The sequence below is a fragment of the Paenarthrobacter sp. A20 genome, assembly GCF_024168825.1.
In the GTDB taxonomy this organism is placed as follows: Bacteria; Actinomycetota; Actinomycetes; order Actinomycetales; family Micrococcaceae; genus Arthrobacter.
The window spans coordinates 1,232,459-1,251,368 of sequence record NZ_JALJWH010000001.1 but is presented as its reverse complement, the minus strand read 5'-3'; the positions used below and the strand labels follow the sequence as shown (position 1 = coordinate 1,251,368).

Annotated in this window: 14 protein-coding genes; 3 read left to right on the top strand and 11 right to left on the bottom strand. The window is 62.9% G+C overall.

Features of this window, described 5'->3' with window-relative positions; translation table 11 throughout:
- The first annotated feature begins 66 nt into the window (after nucleotides 1-66).
- The gene (locus J3D46_RS06025) at nucleotides 67-1,389 is read left to right on the top strand and encodes a BNR-4 repeat-containing protein (protein WP_253465736.1); all 1,323 of its coding nucleotides are present in this window, start codon (nucleotides 67-69) and stop codon (nucleotides 1,387-1,389) included.
- Here J3D46_RS06025 and J3D46_RS06020 read toward each other — a convergent pair.
- The 4 genes from J3D46_RS06020 to J3D46_RS06005 are packed head-to-tail and all read right to left on the bottom strand — an operon-like array spanning nucleotide 1,376 to nucleotide 6,703.
- Nucleotides 1,376-3,217, bottom strand: a complete 1,842-nt coding sequence (locus tag J3D46_RS06020) for an IucA/IucC family siderophore biosynthesis protein (RefSeq protein WP_253465733.1) — start codon at nucleotides 3,215-3,217, stop codon at nucleotides 1,376-1,378. The genes J3D46_RS06025 and J3D46_RS06020 overlap by 14 nt on opposite strands.
- Nucleotides 3,214-3,804: a GNAT family N-acetyltransferase gene (locus tag J3D46_RS06015; protein WP_253465730.1), complete on the bottom strand. Its 591-nt coding sequence runs from the start codon at nucleotides 3,802-3,804 to the stop codon at nucleotides 3,214-3,216. Before J3D46_RS06015 ends, J3D46_RS06020 begins: the two co-directional genes overlap by 4 nt.
- Nucleotides 3,801-5,144 (bottom strand): lysine N(6)-hydroxylase/L-ornithine N(5)-oxygenase family protein, encoded by a 1,344-nt coding sequence (locus J3D46_RS06010; protein WP_253465727.1) that lies wholly within the window; start codon nucleotides 5,142-5,144, stop codon nucleotides 3,801-3,803. Before J3D46_RS06010 ends, J3D46_RS06015 begins: the two co-directional genes overlap by 4 nt.
- A complete protein-coding gene (locus tag J3D46_RS06005) occupies nucleotides 5,141-6,703 on the bottom strand; it encodes an aspartate aminotransferase family protein (RefSeq protein WP_308292018.1) in 1,563 nt (520 codons plus the stop codon). Before J3D46_RS06005 ends, J3D46_RS06010 begins: the two co-directional genes overlap by 4 nt.
- A gap of 289 nt (nucleotides 6,704-6,992) precedes the next feature.
- Here J3D46_RS06005 and J3D46_RS06000 point away from each other — a divergent pair, with 289 nt between their 5' ends.
- Complete coding sequence (locus tag J3D46_RS06000) at nucleotides 6,993-7,358, top strand: hypothetical protein (protein ID WP_253465724.1); 366 nt, start codon at nucleotides 6,993-6,995, stop codon at nucleotides 7,356-7,358.
- Between the two features lie 35 nt (nucleotides 7,359-7,393).
- Here J3D46_RS06000 and J3D46_RS05995 read toward each other — a convergent pair whose 3' ends face one another.
- From J3D46_RS05995 to J3D46_RS05985, 3 genes are all read right to left on the bottom strand, one after another.
- Nucleotides 7,394-7,822, bottom strand: a complete 429-nt coding sequence (locus J3D46_RS05995; RefSeq protein WP_231340824.1) for a hypothetical protein — start codon at nucleotides 7,820-7,822, stop codon at nucleotides 7,394-7,396.
- A gap of 105 nt (nucleotides 7,823-7,927) precedes the next feature.
- Nucleotides 7,928-11,707, bottom strand: a complete 3,780-nt coding sequence (locus tag J3D46_RS25075; protein ID WP_374110833.1) for a hypothetical protein — start codon at nucleotides 11,705-11,707, stop codon at nucleotides 7,928-7,930.
- Nucleotides 11,708-12,033: 326 nt separating this feature from the next.
- The gene (locus J3D46_RS05985; RefSeq protein ID WP_253465718.1) at nucleotides 12,034-13,656 is read right to left on the bottom strand and encodes a sigma-70 family RNA polymerase sigma factor; all 1,623 of its coding nucleotides are present in this window, start codon (nucleotides 13,654-13,656) and stop codon (nucleotides 12,034-12,036) included.
- A 146-nt stretch (nucleotides 13,657-13,802) separates the two neighbouring features.
- On the opposite strand from J3D46_RS05985, the gene J3D46_RS05980 reads away from it, so the two are divergent.
- Entirely contained in the window at nucleotides 13,803-14,384 is a 582-nt protein-coding gene (locus tag J3D46_RS05980) for a hypothetical protein (protein WP_231340821.1), read from the top strand.
- Between the two features lie 3 nt (nucleotides 14,385-14,387).
- Here J3D46_RS05980 and J3D46_RS05975 read toward each other — a convergent pair whose 3' ends face one another.
- The 4 genes from J3D46_RS05975 to J3D46_RS05960 form a co-directional block, all read right to left on the bottom strand.
- Nucleotides 14,388-14,744, bottom strand: a complete 357-nt coding sequence (locus J3D46_RS05975; RefSeq protein WP_231340820.1) for a GNAT family N-acetyltransferase — start codon at nucleotides 14,742-14,744, stop codon at nucleotides 14,388-14,390.
- The gene (locus tag J3D46_RS05970) at nucleotides 14,741-16,099 is read right to left on the bottom strand and encodes an acyltransferase (RefSeq protein WP_253465716.1); all 1,359 of its coding nucleotides are present in this window, start codon (nucleotides 16,097-16,099) and stop codon (nucleotides 14,741-14,743) included. Before J3D46_RS05970 ends, J3D46_RS05975 begins: the two co-directional genes overlap by 4 nt.
- A gap of 81 nt (nucleotides 16,100-16,180) precedes the next feature.
- Nucleotides 16,181-17,392: a M20 family metallopeptidase gene (locus tag J3D46_RS05965; protein WP_253465713.1), complete on the bottom strand. Its 1,212-nt coding sequence runs from the start codon at nucleotides 17,390-17,392 to the stop codon at nucleotides 16,181-16,183.
- Nucleotides 17,389-18,807, bottom strand: coding sequence for an MFS transporter (locus J3D46_RS05960; protein WP_253465711.1), 1,419 nt, complete (start codon nucleotides 18,805-18,807; stop codon nucleotides 17,389-17,391). The genes J3D46_RS05965 and J3D46_RS05960 overlap by 4 nt, the downstream gene beginning before the upstream one ends.
- Between the last annotated feature and the right edge of the window lie 103 nt (nucleotides 18,808-18,910).

Below are 18,910 nucleotides of genomic sequence, written 5' to 3'. Positions count from 1 at the left end.
TGCCACTAACGGGAACGTCGGTGCGTAAGATGGTTTTGAAACGATGCAAAGCCGCAAAGGATTTCCATGGTCAACGACGCACCATCCCTGCAGGAGCCACTGGTCCTCAACAACAACGGCGCCTGGTGCTGGTTCCAGGATGAGCGGGCACTCATCGACCCCGCCAACAACTCGCTGCTGCTCGGGTCGGTTGCCGCACCGGAGGGCCCGGGAGGGCTTGAACGCGGGGGCAACATCGAGATCTCTGTCCTGGATCTTGCTACCGGCGAGTGCAGCATCCACGTCCTCCACGAACGCCTGGAGGCCGATGACCACAATGCGCCGGCTCTCCTGATCCGGCCGGATGGCCGTTACGTGGCAATGTACGCCAAGCACAAGACGGACAACTACTCACGGTGGCGGGTTTCCACCCACCCGCACGACGCTTCAGCATGGGAACCGGAGCAGCAGTTCGATTGGACTGAGCTTGCGGACGGCCGCGGTGCCACTTACTCCAACCTGCAGCGGCTCGACGCCGAAGAACGGGTCTACAACTTTGTCCGCGCCATCAACGACGACCCCACGCTGCTGGTCTCCGACGATGACGGCAGCACCTGGAGCTACGGCGGCAAGCTCTTCACCCGCCCTAAGATCGGCTATGTCAACGGCTACACCCGGTACGTGTCCAACGGCGTTGACCGCATCGACCTCATCACCACGGACCACCACCCGCGCGACTTCAACAACAGCATCTACCACGGCTACATCCAAGGCGATGGGCTCCACGACGCCGGGGGGACCGTGGTTGGCAAGCCCGTCATCGGTTCGGCCGGCGTCAACCAGATGGCCCTCACCACCGTTTTTGAGGCCGGGATGACGCTCGACGGCGACACCCTCACCCATGGCTGGACTACTGACCTTCGCCGGCAGGGCAAGGAACTTGCCGCGATCGTCACCTGCCGGGCCAACGACGTCAACGGTCCGCTGCAGCGGGAGCAAATGCTCGACGTCGACGATCACCGCCTGCTGTACGCCCGCTTTGATGGGGTGCGCTGGGAACTTCATCCGCTCGCCGTCGCCGGTGCGGGCCTGCTGCCGCACGAGCAGGACTACACAGGGCTGGGCGCCGTGGACCCCAACAACCTGGACCGGGTGTACATCTCCACGCCGGTAGATCCACGGACGGCTGTTGCTACCGCGCACTACGAGATCTACCGCGGTGTAACTTCCGACGCCGGAGTGAGCTGGACGTGGGAAGCCGTGACCGAAGACTCCTCCGTGGACAACCTCCGCCCGATGGTGGTGCCCGGCGACCCTTCGGTGCACGCAGTGTGCTGGTTCAGGGGATCAATGAAGTCCTCGCAGGCGTATGAGACCGAGGTGGTACTGCGCCTGACTAGGCGAACTTAGCCAACGGGTTCGCCAGCCGGCCTGCCATCTGGAGTCCTCCGGAGGGATCCGAGATGTCCAGCATCTGCTGGTTGTTCCGCAACTGCAGGCGGTTGAGGCATGACAGTTCGAAGTCGGCCGCGAAGAGATCGTGCATGGCGAACTGGTCTGCAAGCTCCGGGTGGCGCTGCTGGTATTCGCGGAGCACGGCAGCTGCGGTTCCCCAGAACTCGTCCTCGCGCAACGTCCCGTCCTCCACAAGGATGGCTCCAAGGAAGCGGAAGATGCAGTCGAACACGTCCGTGAAGATCGCCAGGACCATTTCCTCGGCAGGGATCTCGGCCTTCACGCGGGAGACCTCCTCCGGCAGTTCCAGCCTGTCCCCCATGACCACGATTTCCTCGGCGATGTCCTTCATGATTGCGCGGACCGGCACACCGTCCTCGAGGATCAGGATGACATTCTCGCCGTGGGGCATGAACGCGAGCTCGTACTCGTAGAGGCAGTGGACCAGCGGCACCAGGTAGGCGTCGAAGTAGCGGCGAAGCCACTCTGTGGGTGCCAGGCCTGAACGTTCAATCAGGGACGTGACCACGGAGTTCCCGGCCCCATCAACGTGCAGCAGCGATGCCATGGTGGCCAACTGCTGGCCGTCCTTGAGCAGCGGAAGGGGACTTTCCCTCCACAGCGCTGAGAGCATCTTCCGGTAGGGAGAGCCCTTGGCGGAGGCGGCCTCGTAGTAGTGGTTGTGGTAACCGATGGCTGCTGATTCGCGGATCATGGCCAGGCCCCGGTTCTGGAGCTCCTGGTCGTTTCCGATCAGTTCCTGCAACCAGTCGTTGATGGCCGGCGTCGCTTTCATGTACTGCGGGGACAAGCCACGCATGAAGCCCATGTTCAGCACGGACATGGCCGTCTTGACGTAGGCCTTCTCCGGGTAGTCGGTGTTGAAGAACGTGCGGATGGACTGCTGCGCCTGGTAGGCGTCCTCCCCGGCTCCGAGGTGGACAATGTGGCGCTGGGCGATTTCTGCCGCGAACGTCACGGTGAGTTTGTTGTCCCACTGCCAGGGGTGGACTGGCATGAGCAGGTAGTCCTCGGGGTCCAGTCCGGATGCGGAGAGTTCAGCGTTGAACCAATCAAGCGTGGCTGGTCCGAGTTCGGCTTCAAAATGGGTCCGGTAATCCAGTCCTGCGCTGGACGTGAACACCGCCTTGCTGCGGTGCACCGCGATCCACTGCAGCTTCACCGTGGCACCCGTTTCCGGCGCGAAGGCGTGGTAGTCGGCAATCCCGAAGCCCAGCCGGCCATTGTTGGCCACGAAGCAAGGGTGCCCCTCGGTCATGCTGTGTTCGATGGCCTGGAAGTCGGCAGCGCGGTCAGCCCCGCCAGTGATGCCCGCAGCCAACTGGGCTGAGCTGAACGGTTTGCCCTGCTTGTACGCGTGGCTGGCCAGCGTGCTGCTGATTTCCTCCAGATAGACAGGCAGCATTTCCTGGCGGATGGCCAGTGCCTCATGGAACTCGGCGATGAAGTCCAAAGCGTCCACCGGCAATTCCTCGCCGTCGCGCAGCTTCACGATGGATTCCGCGGAGACGGACCAGTGCTCCAACTGCAGGAGGCGCGCCCGGAAGCGGTACTCAACGGTGTCGTCGTCGCTCACCACCTTGTAAAGGCCGACGCCGGCGCCCTCCTCCCGGATCAGCTCCGGGACCAGGATGCGTTCGTGCGAGAACTCGGCGATGGCCTTGCGGACCAGGTGCCTGTTGGCAATGGCCCAGCGTTCAGGGGCCAGGTGGAACACGGAATCAACGGCGGTGGCAGTCGCGTTGTCGGCAGTGGTGGTCACAGGGATTCTCCTCTGGTCGCCGCGACAGGCGCGGCCAGAATCGGGGTCAGGGTTGCGAGGAAATCCTCGCGCGTGCAGAAGCTCAGCAGGCCCTGCTTGTGGTCTTCGGCGGGATCGACGGCGGGAAGGGTCACCACGCCATGCGGACGGAAGCCCACTTTTTCGTTCAGGACATGGATCTTGTGGTTCCGGGCGTCAGGCTCGACGACGACCCGCAGGGTTTCCGCGTCAGCGAACAGTTCGGCCATCACGGCCTGCATGACGGACGTAGTGAACCCAGGCTGCGGTTCGCCGGATGGCGGGGATACCAGGAGGTGCATGCCCACATCACCGGGCTGGACCTCGTAGACGTCCGCCAACGGCGATAACTCGGGACGGTACCGCTCCATCAGGAAGGCGGGAACGCCGTCGTCGAGCCCCAGGAACGCTTGGTGATGGCCCGAATCCGAGATCTTCGTGTACTCCTCCACAACATCCTGCTCACTGGCGGAAACCATGCCCCAGAACCGCGCGTACTCCTGGCTGACCCAGCTGTGGAGGACAGGTGCGTCCGTCACTGGATCGACGGGCCGGAAGGTGAAGCTCATACGGTTGCCCCCACTGCATCCGGAAGCGCTGCGGCCACGGGAGCGGGAGCGCCGAACTGTTGGAAGGCGATGCTGCGCTCGATCGGGTAGACCTCGCGGCCCGTGATTTCGCGCAGGATGCAGGAGTTGCGATAGGCCGCCATACCGAGGTCCGGGGTGACGAAGCCGTGCGTGTGCAGCTCCGCGTTCTGGACGAAGATTTCGCCGGGTTCGACGCCGGTCCCATAGTTGCGCTCGACGTCGAAACGGCCCTTGGAATCGCGGCGGATCCGGTCCTGGATGCCGGCCAGGAAGGCGGGCTCCTTGTAGGTATAGCCGGTAGCGAGGACGACGGCCTCGGACTCCAGGCTGTAGTCGCGGCCGTGTTCCTCGTGGTGCAACTGGAGGGCGTGGGTACCAGTGGTGGGGTCCCACTCTGCGGCGGTGAGGGACGAGTGCGTGTGCAACTGCGTATCCACCATGCCGGAGAGGCTCTTGGTATAGAGGAGATCGTAAATGTCGTCGATCAGGTCCGAGTTGATGCCCTTGTACAGGTTCTTCTGGCTCTTGATCAGGGAATCCCGCTGCCCGCCCGGGAGCGAGTGGAAGTAGTCCACGTATTCCGGGGAAGTCATCTCAAGGGTGAGCTTGGTGTATTCCAGCGGGAAGAAGCGGCCGGAACGGGTCACCCAGTTGAGCTGGTAGCCGTAGACGTCGATTTCCTGAAGCAGTTCGTAATACAGCTCCGCGGCGCTCTGGCCGCTGCCCACGATGGTGATGCTGCGCTTGGACTGCAGCTCACTCTTCCTCGACAGGTAGTCGGCGTTGTGGAGGACAAGTCCGCCGGCTTCGACTATCCCCGCGCAGGAGTCCGGAACATACGGGGACGTGCCAGTGCCAAGGACCAGTTTGCGGGCGCGAAGCACCTCAGCGCCGTCCGGGCCCTGCACCGAAAGGCGGTATACGCCGTCGTCGTACGCCACATCCAGCACATCCGTGCTAAAACGAACGGATTCAAGCTGGCCGGCCACCCACTGGCAGTACTGGTTGTACTCGGCGCGCAACGGGTAGAAGTTCTCCCGGATATAGAAGCGGTACAGGCGGCCTGTCTGCTTCAGGAAGTTCAGGAACGAGAACGGCGACGTCGGATCGGCAAGCGTCACGAGGTCCGCCATGAACGGGACCTGCAGGTGCGCGGGCTCCAGCATCATGCCAGGGTGCCAGTCGAAGGACTCACGGCGGTCCAGGAACACGCAGTCCAGGTTCTCCACCGGTTCGCTCAGCGCGGCCAGGCCCAGGTTGAAAGGCCCGACGCCGATTCCGGCGACGTCGTAGATCTTGCCGTTGTCTTGGGTGCTCACGCTGCAGCCTCCGTGGTGTCCGCAAGCAGGCTGTGGCCCGTCCGGCGGATAAGTTCGATGATTTCCTGGATGTCCCTCAGGCTCGCCTCGGCGTTGAGGAGGGTGAATTTGAGGTAGTGGCGGCCAGCCACCTTGGTGCCGGCAACCACGGCCTCGCCGGAGGCGAAGATGGCTGCGCGGATGGCCGGGTTGAGGACGTCTGCAGCATCGTCGTTAAGGGTCGCGCCATCAACCAGCGGGCGGTAGCGGAACACCAGGGTGCTCAACTGGGGCTCGGCGGCGAGCTCGAATTCGGCGTCGTCAGCCAGCAGCGTCCCCACCCGGGCGGCGAGGTCGATCGCTTCATCGAACAGGGCGCCGATCGCGTCGGCACCCATGATGCGCAGCGTGAGCCACAGCTTCAGGGCGTCAAAGCGGCGGGTGGTCTGGATGCTCTTGTCCACCTGGTTGGGGATCTCGGCCTTCGCGGCGCTCTCCGGGTTGAGATAGTCCGCGTAATAGGTGACGTGGCCCATCATGGAGCCGTTGCGGACCAGGACTGCGCTGGAGCTGACCGGCTGGAAGAAGGTCTTGTGGAAGTCGACGGTGACGGAGTCCGCAAGGTGGATCCCGTTCAGGAGGTGGCGATGGCGGCCGGAAACGATGAGTCCTCCACCGTAGGCGCCGTCCACGTGCAGCCAGGAATCGTAAGCACGAACCAAGGCGGCCATTTCGGACAGCGGGTCAACCGAACCGAAGTCCGTCGTCCCGGCAGTGGCCACTACCGCCATCGGCACCAGTCCGGCGTCGTGCGCTTCGGCCAAAGCAGCCGCAAGTGCGGTGGGGTCCATGCGGTGGTCTTCGGTCGTGGGCACTGCAATGACGGCGTCGAAGCCCAGGCCCAGCATGGAAGCGGACTTCTGAATGCTGAAGTGGCTGTCCACGGAGGTGAAGATCCGGAGCCGGTCCAGCAGGTGCGGCAGGCGCGCGTCCCCCTTCGCGGCCCGCAGCTTGGCAACGGCATGGTTGCGGGCAATCAGCAATGCCTGGAAGTTGGACTGGCTGCCACCCGAAGTGAACACGCCGTCGGCATCGGCGTCGAAACCGATGCGCTCCGCGGTCCAATCGATGAGTCGGCGCTCGATCATGGTGGCTCCGGCGCTCTGGTCCCAGGTGTCCATGGAGGAGTTCACGGCCGAGAGCACCGCTTCGCCAACCAACGCGGGAATGACCACCGGGCAGTTAAGGTGCGCGGCGTAGCGGGAATCGTGGAAGTAGATGGCGTCCTTGAGGTAGAGCTCGTCCAGCTCCTCGAGGGCGGCGGCTGTGTCCGGCAAGGGACGCTCAAGATCGACGGCACCCACCTTGGCCTTCAGTTCAGCATGCCCGACGCCGGTGAACGGCTGGGTGGTCCGCTGGACTTTGGTGGAGACAGCATTGACTCCTTGAAGAACCTGCGCGACGTAGCTGGGCGAATTTCGTGCGTTGAACAGCTGGTTGGTGGCAGCGAGGGCCAGTTCCACCTTGGAGCCAAAATCCTGCTCCTGAGCGATCCGCTCTTCGACACTAGGTGACGTCACGTCAGCTTCCTTCCATTGCGTTGGGGCGCTTATTAGCAAAGGCAAGCCTTACTTAGGTAAGCCTTTCCGTCAAACTTTTGTGACCTATTTCGCTTAGAAGGCGGTTTCTCGCGCTTGTACCGCCCGGTAGCGCGTCATTGACTTTTCTTCGGGCCCTCTTGGGTGCAAAATATGGCACTCTTTTCGGCCACGGAGTGTCGTCCTCGGGCCATGTGCTGGGCCCCGCCTCCCAGGGGGCCTGGAGTAGTAGAGTGCAAGGACTATCCACTGCCAACGGTTGGGGGACCACATGAAGGACCACGTTCACGAGCGCATCGGCTTCCGCGAAATCGACGAACATGGCAACGCCGTGCAGGCCGTCAGTCCCCATGTGCCGGAGACCGCAGGCCCGGAACGCAAGCGCTTCCCGGTCAACCCGTTCATCATTGCGTTGTGGGTTCTGGACGCCGGCCTTGCGTGGTTCGGAATGTGGGCACTTACTGCGGCGATGAGCGCGGTTGCGGGTCCTATACCAGTCCAGTCCGCCGAGTCGGCCCAACTGAACTTCATGATCTTCTCCAACGCACCATATGCGCTCTTGGGCTCCATCCTGATCACCGCTGCTCTCCTCTTGTGGCACGCGGTTCAGTGGCAAAAAAAGTGGCCGACCAGGTAGTAGATACCCGATCGGCCGCGCCTTCCTGGTTCCAGTTACAGGACCGTGGCCCCCAGAACGCACTTAAGCGCCGTGGCAGGCCTGGTCACCTCTGCGTTCGCGACCCAGTCAAGGGCCTCGCCTGCTGCGGCGTCCTCGAAGGTCTGCTCACCCCGGGCCAGGACGGCCGAGGTTGTCGGATCCACCCAGCTGACAGTGATCTTGACCGTGCCTTTGGTTCCCTCAGGAGGAGTCACGGTCCCCTTTGCCGTCACCTTTCCAGGCGCTGTATCGCAGGAGGTCATCTTGGTGGCCCCAATGATGCCCGTGCCGGGGTTGGCCGGTCTTGCCTCGCCTGTCGTAGCGGCCTGGGTTGTCGTTGACGACGGCGGCGTCCCCGCCTCGCTGCTTGAGGACGACGAGCAACCTGCAAGTGCAGTTGCAGAAACAAGCACGCCCGCAATACACGCGACTGTCTTCTTCATGTGATGACTACCTGGTTCTTTCCAGTTTTGTGGGTTCACGTTTGTGAGTTCAAGGAAAATACGCGGCAACCGGGGTTGGGGCCCCGGGTGCCGCGCACTCTTGTCCTACGCCTCGGAACGCTGACGACGTCCAACGAGGAACAGGAACAGTCCCGAGCCAACAACCAGGAGGCTGATAGGCAGCACGGTGAGGACAACTCCCGTGTTGGCCAGTGGGCCTCCAGAGTGGTTCGGAACCACCGGCGGGAACGTCACAACAACACTTGCAGGTGGAGTGGTGACAGGGGGTCCCGCCGGAGGCGTACCCGTCACGGTCGCCGAATTGGCGACCCTGCCGGCGTTGATGTCCGCCTGGGTGATTGCGTACGTAGCCGTGGCAGTCACCATCTGGCCGGGCAGCAAGGTCCCGGCAGCACCGGGCCACACGTAAGCCAAGTCCGACAGGCCGGGCATCAAATCGTTGACAGCGACGTCCGTTATGGGCACGTTCCCAGTGTTCTTTGCCTTGAACTTATAGGTGATGATGTCACCCACTTGGGTGGGGTCTCCCACTGCTGAAGCATCCGCTGTCTTGGTGAACTCCACGCCGGAATCCGGCGTGAGCGGGGTGTCCGTTTCGCCCGGAGGAGGCCCTACCGGCGGACCGGCGGGCGGAGTGCCCGTGGTCGTGGCGCTGTTGGCGACATGGCCGGCGTCGATATCAGCCTGTGTGATCGCGTATGTTGCCGTAGCCGTCACGGTTTCACCGGGCATCAGGGTCCCTGCAACACCAGGCCAGGTGTAGGTCAACGCCGAGAGACCAGCCAGCGGATCGGTAATGGACACGTTGGCGAGCTTCACGTTGCCGGTATTCCTGGCCGTGAAATCGTAGGTGATCACGTCACCCACCTTCGACGGCCTGTCGATTGCCGGTGCCACAGCGGTCTTGCTGAACTCCATCGCAGGAGCCGTGATCAGCGCGGTGTCCGTTTCGCCCGGAGGAGGCGTGACGGCGGGACCCGTCGGCGGGGTGCCAGTGGTCGTGGCGCTGTTGGCGACATGACTTGCGTCGATATCAGCCTGTGTGATGGCGTACGTTGCCGTAGCCGTCACGGTTTCACCGGGCAACAGGGTCCCTGCAACACCAGGCCAGGTATAGGTCAACGCAGACAGGCCAGCCAGCGGATCGGTGATGGCAACATCCTTCAACGTGACGTTTCCGGTGTTCTTCGTGGAGAAGGCGTACGTGATCACGTCGCCAGACGTTGAAGGGTCCCGGACTGCCGAAGCGTCTGCAGACTTGCTGAACTCCATCGCAGGCTTCGGGGTCAACGGGGTATCCGTCGTTCCGGGCGGCGGGGTGACTGGCGGACCGGTGGGTGGAGTGCCAGTGGTCGTGGCACTGTTGGCGACATGGCCGGCGTCGATATCAGCCTGCGTGATCGCGTACGTTGCGGTGGCAGTCACTGCCTGGCCGGGGAGGAGCTCGCCCGGGGTGCCCGGCCATGCGTAAGTGAGCGGCGAGAGACCCACCAGCGGATCATTGATGGCCACGTTGGTCAACGCAACGTTCCCGGTATTCGCGGACGTGAACGTGTAGGTCATCAGATCGCCTGCAACAGAGGGATTCTGAATCGCTGAAGCGTCAGCAGTCTTGCTGAATTCCATGGCCGGACCAGGAGTCAACGGAGTATCGGTTCCTGCGGGCGGCGGGGTGACTGGCGGACCGGTGGGTGGAGTACCAGTCGTCGTGGCGCTGTTCGCGACGTGGCCGGCCTCAATGTCAGCCTGTGTGATCGCGTATGTTGCCGTGGCCGTGACGGCCTGGCCGGGGAGCAGTTCGCCGGGAGTTCCCGGCCACGTATAAACCAGCGCCGAGAGACCGGCCAGCGGATCATCGATGACCACACCCGTCAGTTTCACGTTCCCGGTGTTCGCGGACGTGAACGTGTAGGTCATCCGGTCACCCACAACCGACGGATTCCGGATGCCGGAAGCGTCGGCTGACTTGCTGAACTCCATGGCCGGACCAGGTGTCAACGGAGTATCGGTTGCTGCGGGCGGCGGGGTGACTGGGGGACCTGTCGGAGGATTACCCGTGGTGGTTGCCAGGTTGGCTATATGACCCGCGCCAATGTCCGCCTGGGTGATCGCGTAGGTCGCCATGGCGGTGACGGTCTCCCCGGGCAGTAATGTACCCGGCGTGCCCGGCCAGGTGTAAGTCAGTGCGGACAGGCCATCCAGCGGGTCATTAATGGTGACGCCGGTCAGCGGCACATTTCCGGTGTTCCTGGACGTAAAGGTGTACGTGATCCGGTCACCCACAACCGACGGATTCCGGATGCCGGACGAGTCGGCGGACTTGCTGAACTCCATCTCCGGTGCCGGGACGGCGGTGTTGGTGAGCACGCAGCTGATATCGGCGCCGGCAACGGGCACCAGATCCAGCGAACCATCAAAAGCATCACCGTTGGGCAGTTCGGCCTGCAGTCCGTTGGCGTCGAGGCACGTGATGGCACTGTCATAGCTGGCCAGGTTGGCGCCACCCGACTCGGTCAGGAAGTAGGTGGCGTTTGCGTTGGCCACGTATTCGCCGGTCATGCCCGTACCGGCAGTAACGGTGGAACCCGTACCCGTGGTGGTCGCGTTGGCGGTGTTGCTGACAATCGGTCCTGTGGCTGAACCCGTACGGATTTCAACGGTGAATTGATCCGAATCCAGCAGTCTCGGGGCGTCCAGTGCCTTGGTCAGTTGGAGGCGAGGTGCACGAACGATGAGAGTGGCGTTTGCCGGAGGATTGAGGTTGGTCGCGATGTTGGCGGGACCGTTGACATACGTTCCTTCCTCGGCGGCCGTGACATCTACGGTGATGGTGCATGAGGTCATCCCCAACGCCATGTCACCGCCGGCGACAGAAATGGTGTTGCTTCCAGCCACCGCCGTCCGCACCAAGGGATTGGTTCCCGAGGCTTGCACACAGGTGCCCCCGATGTTGGGAGTACCGGCGACAACCACTCCTGCCGGGAGGGTGTCCGTGATAAACCAGTCGTTCTTGGCCTTCAGGTCATCCGTATTGGTCACCGTCAGGGTAACGGTGGAGGTCCCGCCAGGTGCGATGAGGGAGGGCAGGAAGGACTTGTCCACTTGGGGGGTGACGTCCACAATCTGCGGGAGGTCGAAGGCGACGTCGTTACCGGATCCGGTGGTGGCCTCATTCCTTAGCTCAAGGCCGAGGGAGGGGGTTGTGCCTGCGGGAATCTGGTAGGCAGCCGATTGGAGCTTGGTGACCTGCACTTTTGCCAGATTGCTGCCGCCACAGGGGTCAAGCCCTGTACTGAGCACTTGCCGTGTGCCGTTGATGAGAAGGCTGAAGGTCTCACTGGCGTGTGCCGCGTGGCAATTGACTTGGGCGAAGTAGCCGGATACGGCGTAGTAGTGGCCCGCGATCGCGGGAATAGTGTTGGCTTTGGTCCGGAACTGGACACCCGGCGCAATGATTCCCGAGGCACTGTTGGTGTACTCGGAGAGCGACTGGTTGCTGGCGGCCTGCGCTGCCGTTTGCCCTTGCGCCAAGCCAAGGGCAGTCGACATTTGCTGGATTTGGCCCCAGCCGTCGGGCTGGTTCCTGAGGCAGCCGGTATCGGAGGTTGGCAGCGGGGTCAGGGAGTTCAGTATCCAGCCGTCGCATTGTCCGCCAGCGGGAGTGTAGGGCGTATCAGCCGTGTACATCTCCTTGGCTGCGGCGGGGCCGCCCGCGTAGTTGAGAATGCTGACGGCACCAGCGGTGGCATTCTGGTTCGAGAAGTCTTCCGTGTAGACGGGGGTGCCTGGCTGGGCTACGCCAGGGGTGCCGGGCGTGGTGGCCAAGACTGGCGGCGCTACGGCGCCACCCATCCACAGCGACATGATCGCTGCGGCGGCAACTGCCGCCAACAGCTTCTGTGAACGTGCGTGTTTCACGGGTTTTCTCGCTTCTAGTGGTCACGCAAGAGGCCGGTCCACAGCATGAACCGGCATCGAGCTAGGCTTCTCGCCAGTACTCCAGTGGAAGAAGTCGCGTGTTCGTGACGCGAAAATCTGAGAAATTTCAAAAAATATTCAAGAAATTCTGGCCAGGCGACTCCCGGGCAGGTTCTGCCGGGCCTGGAATGCCAACCGCGGGCTCGTGAAAGTGCCGGTCATAGCCCGCTGGCGTAGCGAAAACCGGGTCACCTGCACCACGCGGAAGGCGCCTAGTGGAAGGTGTTGGTGAAGTTCTTGGTGACGATGCCCTGCCCGGTGAACCGGTAGTTCAACGTTCCACTCCCGGCGGAAGCAGGCATGGCAATTCCCAGCGTGAACGCGAGGCCGTTGTTGGCCAGGGAATCAGTGGCGCAACGAACCTGGCGGACGCTCGAAGAATCGTTGGCGCATGTCCATCCAGCTGGGGCAACGGTCTGTCCCGCCACAAAGGTCGCTTGGTCCGGAAGGGTGAACAGCACGTCACCGCTTGTCGGTACGCCCTCACCTTGAAGCGAAAACTGCACCTGCAGTTCCCGTTCCGTTGGAATCGAGCCCTGGGAGGCCGAGAACGCGGCGTCAACCGTTTGGGTTGTGGGCGCCGTGGGCGTCGAGGCCGTGGCTCCGGGCGTCGACACTACGGTCCCGGAGTCGACTACGACGGCACTTCGCGGCGACGGCGCCACCGGAGGAACCACGACGGCGGGAAGCTGCGGTGCCGCTTCCACGGGAGGGCTCGACGCCTGCTGGGGTGCCGGCTCTGGCGCTTGCGACGCAGTGGGACTGGGCGTCGCCGTGGGAACCGATTCCTTCACCGGCGGGACGTCGGACGTCGCTTCGGAAGTGACAGTGGACTGCGAAGCCGGGTCTGGCTGAAGAATCCATGCCAGAGCTGCAGCCAACGCGACCACACCCAGCACAATGGCAGCGGTCAACTTCCATACTTTGCTGACGCTGCCGAACGCGTGCGTGGCGACGTTGCCCGGCGCAGCGCTTCCTGCGCCCGTGGCCGTGCCTGCAGCCGTTCCTCCGAAGCCAATGGCTGCAGCAACAGCCGGGGTGAAAGTGATCCCCGTGAGCAACGGGAACAGGATGGCGCGCATGCCGCTTTGGACGTCATTGAGTTCAAGCAACAAAGCCGTGCATTTGGCGCAGCCTTCCAGGTGACTGCCGACCCTTTCCTTCGACGTCCGTTTCAGCGCATTGCGGGCGTACTTCCCCAATTGGCTGGCATATTCGTCACAGGCTTCGTCAACCGTATTGCTGATGTGCTGTTGCAGGTAAGCCTGGCGCAGGCCCTCCCGGGCCCTTAGCGCCAATGCCGAAACACCGTTGGGGGTAAGCCCCACGAAGGGGGCAGCCGCTGCGGGCTTCAGGCCTTCGATGTCCAAGTGCCAAAGAACGGCCTGCCAACGCTCAGGCAATGATTTGAAAGCCTTGGCCATGATGCTCGACTCGAGGTCGCTGAGGACGGGATCGTCATCCAGGACAGCCACATCGAGAAGCGTCTCATCATCCGCCACCGGCATGCGGCGGGCCTTGCGGTTCCGATCGTGGGCGGTACGCCGCACAACTGTCAGGAGGTAGGACCGGAAGAACTCCTTGGGCCCCTTGCCTTCTGTCAGCAGTTGGAAGATGGAGGCAAAGGCCTCGGCGACGACGTCATCGGCATCGCTGGGGTTGTCCGATTGGGCACGAGCCACATAGTGGGCGACCTTCACATGCCGCTCATAGAGCACATCGAAGGCGTTCGTGACGCCCTGGCGCACCAATGAAATGATCTGGGGATCGCTGTCGGAGGCCATCGCCAAAGTTGGTGACGCCCCATCAGCGCCTACCGCAAATACTTGATCCATAAACAATAGTGTGACATCAGAAACTGTTTGACTTGAATCGAGCGTTCCCTGCCTGTAGAGAACTCCTGCTTTCGCATCACGATTCCGCCTCGCGCCCCACGTATATGACGTGACCTTCCAATCCCCCTGGTGCGAATCGAGGAACCATGGACATCCAGCGCCCCCGCCCCTTCCTGAAACTGATGCGTGCCATCCATAAGGACGCCGCGCAGCAACAGAACACCATCGTTCGCGTAGTGCCGCCCCTCCGTTCGGCCGTCCTCGCCAGGAAGATCAATGCGGGACATGTTGCCCTGGTCTATGGAGCTGACAGGCCCGTGGCCATTCCGGGCGATACCGTCATCTTCACAGCGTGGATCACCAACGACTCCCCAAGCCACCTGCGGGACGTGACGCTTGTACCCCGTTCCTTCACCAACGAGGGCATGGAGATGCTGTCCTATACGGCAGAACCCGTCGAGCGTGACTTACGGATCCGCCGCCTGGCTCCCGGACAATCCGTGATGCGGAGCTTTTCCTACCTGGTTACGGACGCCGACCACGTCCATGGCGGCAGCCTGGTCAGCGCAATGCAGGTCCGCGCGACATGCCGCGGCCAGGTAGTTTCCGATGAGCACGACGCAATCGTCTCCCTCAGCGGTACGCGGAGGGACTGGCCGTTCCCGTCCGACAGGGCCGAACAGCCGCGAAGGCGCAGTAAGGACCCCGGGCAGCCGGTGCCCGCCTAGGCACTACTCGTTGTCCGGTTCGCCCACCGGCTTCTCGGCGGGCCAGTCGACATCCTGCTCGTAGCCTTCGTGCTTTTTCAGGTACGCAGCGATGTACGGGCAATGCGGAATGATGCGCTTGCCGGACGCCACCACATCGTCCAAAGCAAAATGGGCCAGCACTTTAGCCAGGCCTTGGCCATTGAACTGGGGCTTCGTTTCGGTATGGATGAAATCGATGTGACCGGGCCGGTCCAGGAACTGGGAAATCACGGCCAGTTCGCCGTCTACGTGCAGCTCATAGCGGTGGAATTTGTCATTGCGCACCGTAGTGACGCCAGGGCGAAAAGACTCTGCCAGTGAATCCGTGTACTCGGTCATGGTTCGAGATTGGCACTTAAACCTGGCTCTGGCAACGTGGGCGACTGACCCTCCTGACGCTTCAGGACGTTAACGTCGGGCGATGGCGGCAATACGGGCGTCGGAACCCTGCCAAGCAAAAGGACTGAAAGGGCAAAGCATGCCGCTCCCCCACCCAGCAGCGCCAGCGTCAAACCGTTGAACGCTGCGTCCGCCACCGGAATAAAGACCACGACGGCGGCCGTCACCACAGCGATACGCGAGGGACCACGGGCGTGGCTGGCCGCCGTCGGACGGTTCTCCAGACGGCCAAAAAGCCACACCACCGGAACGAGCAGGCTGACGACGGCGAAGAAGACGGGGATTCGGGCCCACCACCACTCCGCGGTCCCGGCCAGGGGTTTGGGGACGTTGGTGAGCAACAGCAGCCCTGACATACCTACCAGCAGCGGCAGATGCCACAGGTAAACGGTCATGGATCGGCGCCCGGCGACAGCAATCATCGACTGGATCCAGCGAACTCCTGCGAGCCAACCAATGACGTTTTTCAGCAGCTGGAGTGATGCGGCCTGCGAGATGCCCAGCAAGAGCAGGCACAGGTTGGGCGGGTTGATATTGACCACCATGTTCCCTGGATAGACAGCCACGCCGGTCACGAGGCCCAGGAGCAAGTTGCTGGAAACAACGGCACCTACCAGCCAGGTGCGGCTGCGCTGTTCGAAGAAGCCGTCGGCCATGAGGAATCCCAGCTGCTGGACCGCGCACCACACGAAGACCAGATTGCTGAACGCGAGCACGGGAAGAGTGCCGCGTAGGGAATCGACGGTGACGATGAGGACCACCAAGGCCGCGAAGGTCAGGATCGGTGCGCGTTGGTGAAACCGTGCCATGAGGGGAACGCTGAGCTGCGCCGTGAGATACGCCGCCAGGAACCACAGGGGCATGGCCGCGCCGGCGGTCATGAGCTGGATGACTTGGGGATCGACACCAAGCAGCAGCGCCACCCACAGCCCTCCCCACATGAAAGCGAGCAGTGCCATGGCAGGACGGACCAGGCGCAGGAGCCGAAGCTGGGCGAAGTCGAACCCGGTACCGCCGCGGGCCTTCAACCGCCGCCACGACTGCAGCCCCGTCACACCGCCAAGGACGAAGAACAATGGAACGATCATGAGCGCCCAGGCAACGGGAACAAACCAGCCTTGATCCATGAGGACGTTCTCCGTGGTGACCGTCCCGTCCTTGTGTAGAACAGAACTGACCATCATGCAGTGGCATGCCACCACCACCAGCAGGCAGGTGAAACGGACAAGATCGATCGCCGGATCCCTTCGCGCAGCCGCTACTGCCCTGACCGCAGGATACGTGTCCCTCTCCATGGCTCTCCCTACGAGGCACGCACCCGCGTGCTGAGTCCATTGTCCGCCCGGTCATGGGCCGGGGCCAGCAAGCGGACCGGACTAGTTGTCCCGCCCACCCCGGAGCAGCCGCCTCCTCTGTTCCGGGTCCCGGGCCGCCGCGGTTGCCGCTGCCGCCAACCCGAACGACCCTTCCAAGACTGCTGCGTCCGCCCCTGCCGACGCACCGAATGCGGCGAACTCCGCTGTGTGGTGCGCGGCGCCACGTACGTCATAGCCGACAACCGGGTGGATGGATGGCACCACTTGCGAAACATTGCCCATGTCCGTGGAAGCCACAGGATCGGCATTGAAGGCAACATCCCTTCCCTTGGCCTGCATCGCTTCCCGGTAGGCCTGGGACAGGAACGGATCCTGTCGCAACTCGGCATAATCGTTGCCCTTCGGGGTCACCTGCACTGTGCAACCGCTCGCGAGGGCGCCGGCTTCCAAGCATCGCCGGACCTTGTCCTGGATCAGACGCAGCTGGCCGATTCCGGGAGCCCGCATTTCCACGCTCGCCCGTGCCCGCTCAGGGATGACGTTGACCGCGCTGCCACCCTCGGTGACGATAAGGGACACGACCGATCCAGCCGGGAGTTGTTGCCTCGCCAAAGCGATGGCCAGCTGCGCGACCACCAGCGCGTCCAAGGCGTTGACACCCTCAGAAGGTGCCGCTGCAGCGTGTGCCGGGCGCCCTTCGAAAAGCACTTCCCACATGGACATCGCCAACGAGGAGCCACCCACTACATCCGCAGCGCCGGCGTGGACCATCATGGCGAGCGAAACGTCGTCGAAGAAGCCCTCCTCGATCAGGTCCACTTTGCCTCCGGTGGTTTCCTCCGCCGGCGTCCCCAACACCTTGACGGTGATGTCCAGCTCCCGGGCCACGGCGGCCAATGCCAAAGCTGCCCCCACTGCGCCGGCCGCGTTGACGTTGTGGCCGCAGGCATGCCCGATGTCCGGCAAGGCGTCGTATTCAACACAGAGCGCCACCACCAGTTCGCCGCTGCCGTATCTCGCGCTGAAGGCCGTTGGCTGCGCAGGCTGCTCTTCATCGAAAGTGAATCCGGCTTTTCGGAGCAACTCTTGTACGCGTTTGACGGCGCGGAACTCCTCCCCGCCAAGCTCCGGATCAGCGTGGATGGCGTGGCTGAGGTCCAGAATTTCCGTCCTCCAGCGCTGCACTGTGCTCTCCAGAGTTGCGTGAAGGCTGTCCAGAGTTGCGTGAAGGCTGTCCAGAGTTGCGTGAAGGCTGTCCACCCCGGCGTTCATGCGGTCACCCCGACAGGCTGTAGCTTCGGGTAGCGGGCGCTGGCCGCTGCAGCGATCAGGGCGGCGAAGGCCAAGGTTCCCCAGATAGTCAACAACCCGGCTTCGGTGATGCGCCCGGACTCGACGGACGCTGATGACAACAGTTTGACGACTGCCGCTCCCACTGCGATGCCTACCGACAACGCCAGCTCGTTGAGCCCCGCGGCCGTGGAGGTCTCCTCCAAGGGAACGCCTTCCACCGACAGGGAGCGGGTTCCCGCCTGGTACATCCCCAGGCTCAGGTTGAACATCGCGAAGCCGAAGCAGTAGCCGGCAAAGGAACCATGGGCGAGCATCATGACCAGGAATCCGCCTGCGAGCATGACCCCGGCAAGAACGAGCGTGGCCCGCTCACCGAAACGCCGCAAAGCACGTGCCGTCAACAATGAGGACACCAGCGAAAGAACAGAAGCCAAAGCCAGGACGATCGCAATCATCAGGGGGCTGAGGCCAAACCCGTAGCCGGTCTTGTCCGGGTTGGAATGCAGGAAGATCCCGTTGGTGCCGAAGTAGCTGATGGAGGCAAAGCCGAAGAAGAACGTTGCCAGGGAAATGACCCGGATCCGGGGATTGGCGAGCATACGCAGGTCCATGAACCGGCTGCCGGCACCACCGCTGTAGTCGCGCCTGGCCCAGGAGGCCAGCAGTGCCAGTCCCAGCAGGCCGGCCCCCAGCGTGCGGACGTCCAGCCATCCCCATTCAGGAGCCATGGAGAGCGCTACAACAAAGGCTATGAGACCGAGCGAACACGCCAACAGCGGGGCCAAGGCGATGCCCTCACGAGTCGGGATCCCGGCGTCGGGCAGTAAGAAGGAACAAACCAAGGCGATCACCGCGAATGGCACAGCGACCCAGAACCCCAGGGTGGGATCCGTGACGCCAACAATCCCGGCGAGCAAGCCACCCGCACCCACCATGATCATGAGCATGCCGATCATGACGCTGACACCCGTGCGGGTGTCGGCGGGGCTCGTAACGCGGAGGATTCCCATCATCAGGGGGATGAAGCCCACCACGCAGGTGAGCATGACGACGCCCAGGGTCACTGTCCACAGCGATGGCCACAACGCCATGAGCAGCACGCCGACAGTCACCACACCGGTGGACCAGCGGAGCACAAGGCGGTAACCGTAGCTGTCGCCGAGCCTGGAAATGATGGGGGTCAGGACAGCGAAGCTGACGTTGGAGATGAGGAAAATGCCGTTGATGGTGGGGTCGTCAATCTCAAAGACCGGTCCCAGCGCGGGCAGGATGGGGTTCAAGTACCCCTGGGTGACGCCACTGAGCGACTCGATGAGCGCCATTGCCAGGATCATGCCCGCTATGGCCCTGCGGGTGGTGGCCGCCGCCGCAGGAGGTGCTGTGTTGCTTGCCATGTGTTTCCTTGGGTGTTGTGCCGGTTGGTTCAGCCGGATTCGCTGGTGGTGATGCGAGTCACAACGTTAGGGCGGTCGATTACACTGACCTCCAGATTGTTTG

Bases quoted from the DNA above. Each gene is read 5' to 3' on its own strand.
- J3D46_RS06025 (WP_253465736.1), top strand. From the start codon at position 67: ATGGTCAACGACGCACCATCCCTGCAGGAGCCACTGGTCCTCAACAAC.
- J3D46_RS06015 (WP_253465730.1), bottom strand. From the start codon at position 3,804: ATGAGCTTCACCTTCCGGCCCGTCGATCCAGTGACGGACGCACCTGTC.
- J3D46_RS06000 (WP_253465724.1), top strand. From the start codon at position 6,993: ATGAAGGACCACGTTCACGAGCGCATCGGCTTCCGCGAAATCGACGAA.
- J3D46_RS05995 (WP_231340824.1), bottom strand. From the start codon at position 7,822: ATGAAGAAGACAGTCGCGTGTATTGCGGGCGTGCTTGTTTCTGCAACT.
- J3D46_RS25075 (WP_374110833.1), bottom strand. From the start codon at position 11,707: ATGTCGCTGTGGATGGGTGGCGCCGTAGCGCCGCCAGTCTTGGCCACC.
- J3D46_RS05985 (WP_253465718.1), bottom strand. From the start codon at position 13,656: ATGGATCAAGTATTTGCGGTAGGCGCTGATGGGGCGTCACCAACTTTG.
- J3D46_RS05980 (WP_231340821.1), top strand. From the start codon at position 13,803: ATGGACATCCAGCGCCCCCGCCCCTTCCTGAAACTGATGCGTGCCATC.
- J3D46_RS05975 (WP_231340820.1), bottom strand. From the start codon at position 14,744: ATGACCGAGTACACGGATTCACTGGCAGAGTCTTTTCGCCCTGGCGTC.
- J3D46_RS05970 (WP_253465716.1), bottom strand. From the start codon at position 16,099: ATGGAGAGGGACACGTATCCTGCGGTCAGGGCAGTAGCGGCTGCGCGA.
- J3D46_RS05965 (WP_253465713.1), bottom strand. From the start codon at position 17,392: ATGAACGCCGGGGTGGACAGCCTTCACGCAACTCTGGACAGCCTTCAC.
- J3D46_RS05960 (WP_253465711.1), bottom strand. From the start codon at position 18,807: ATGGCAAGCAACACAGCACCTCCTGCGGCGGCGGCCACCACCCGCAGG.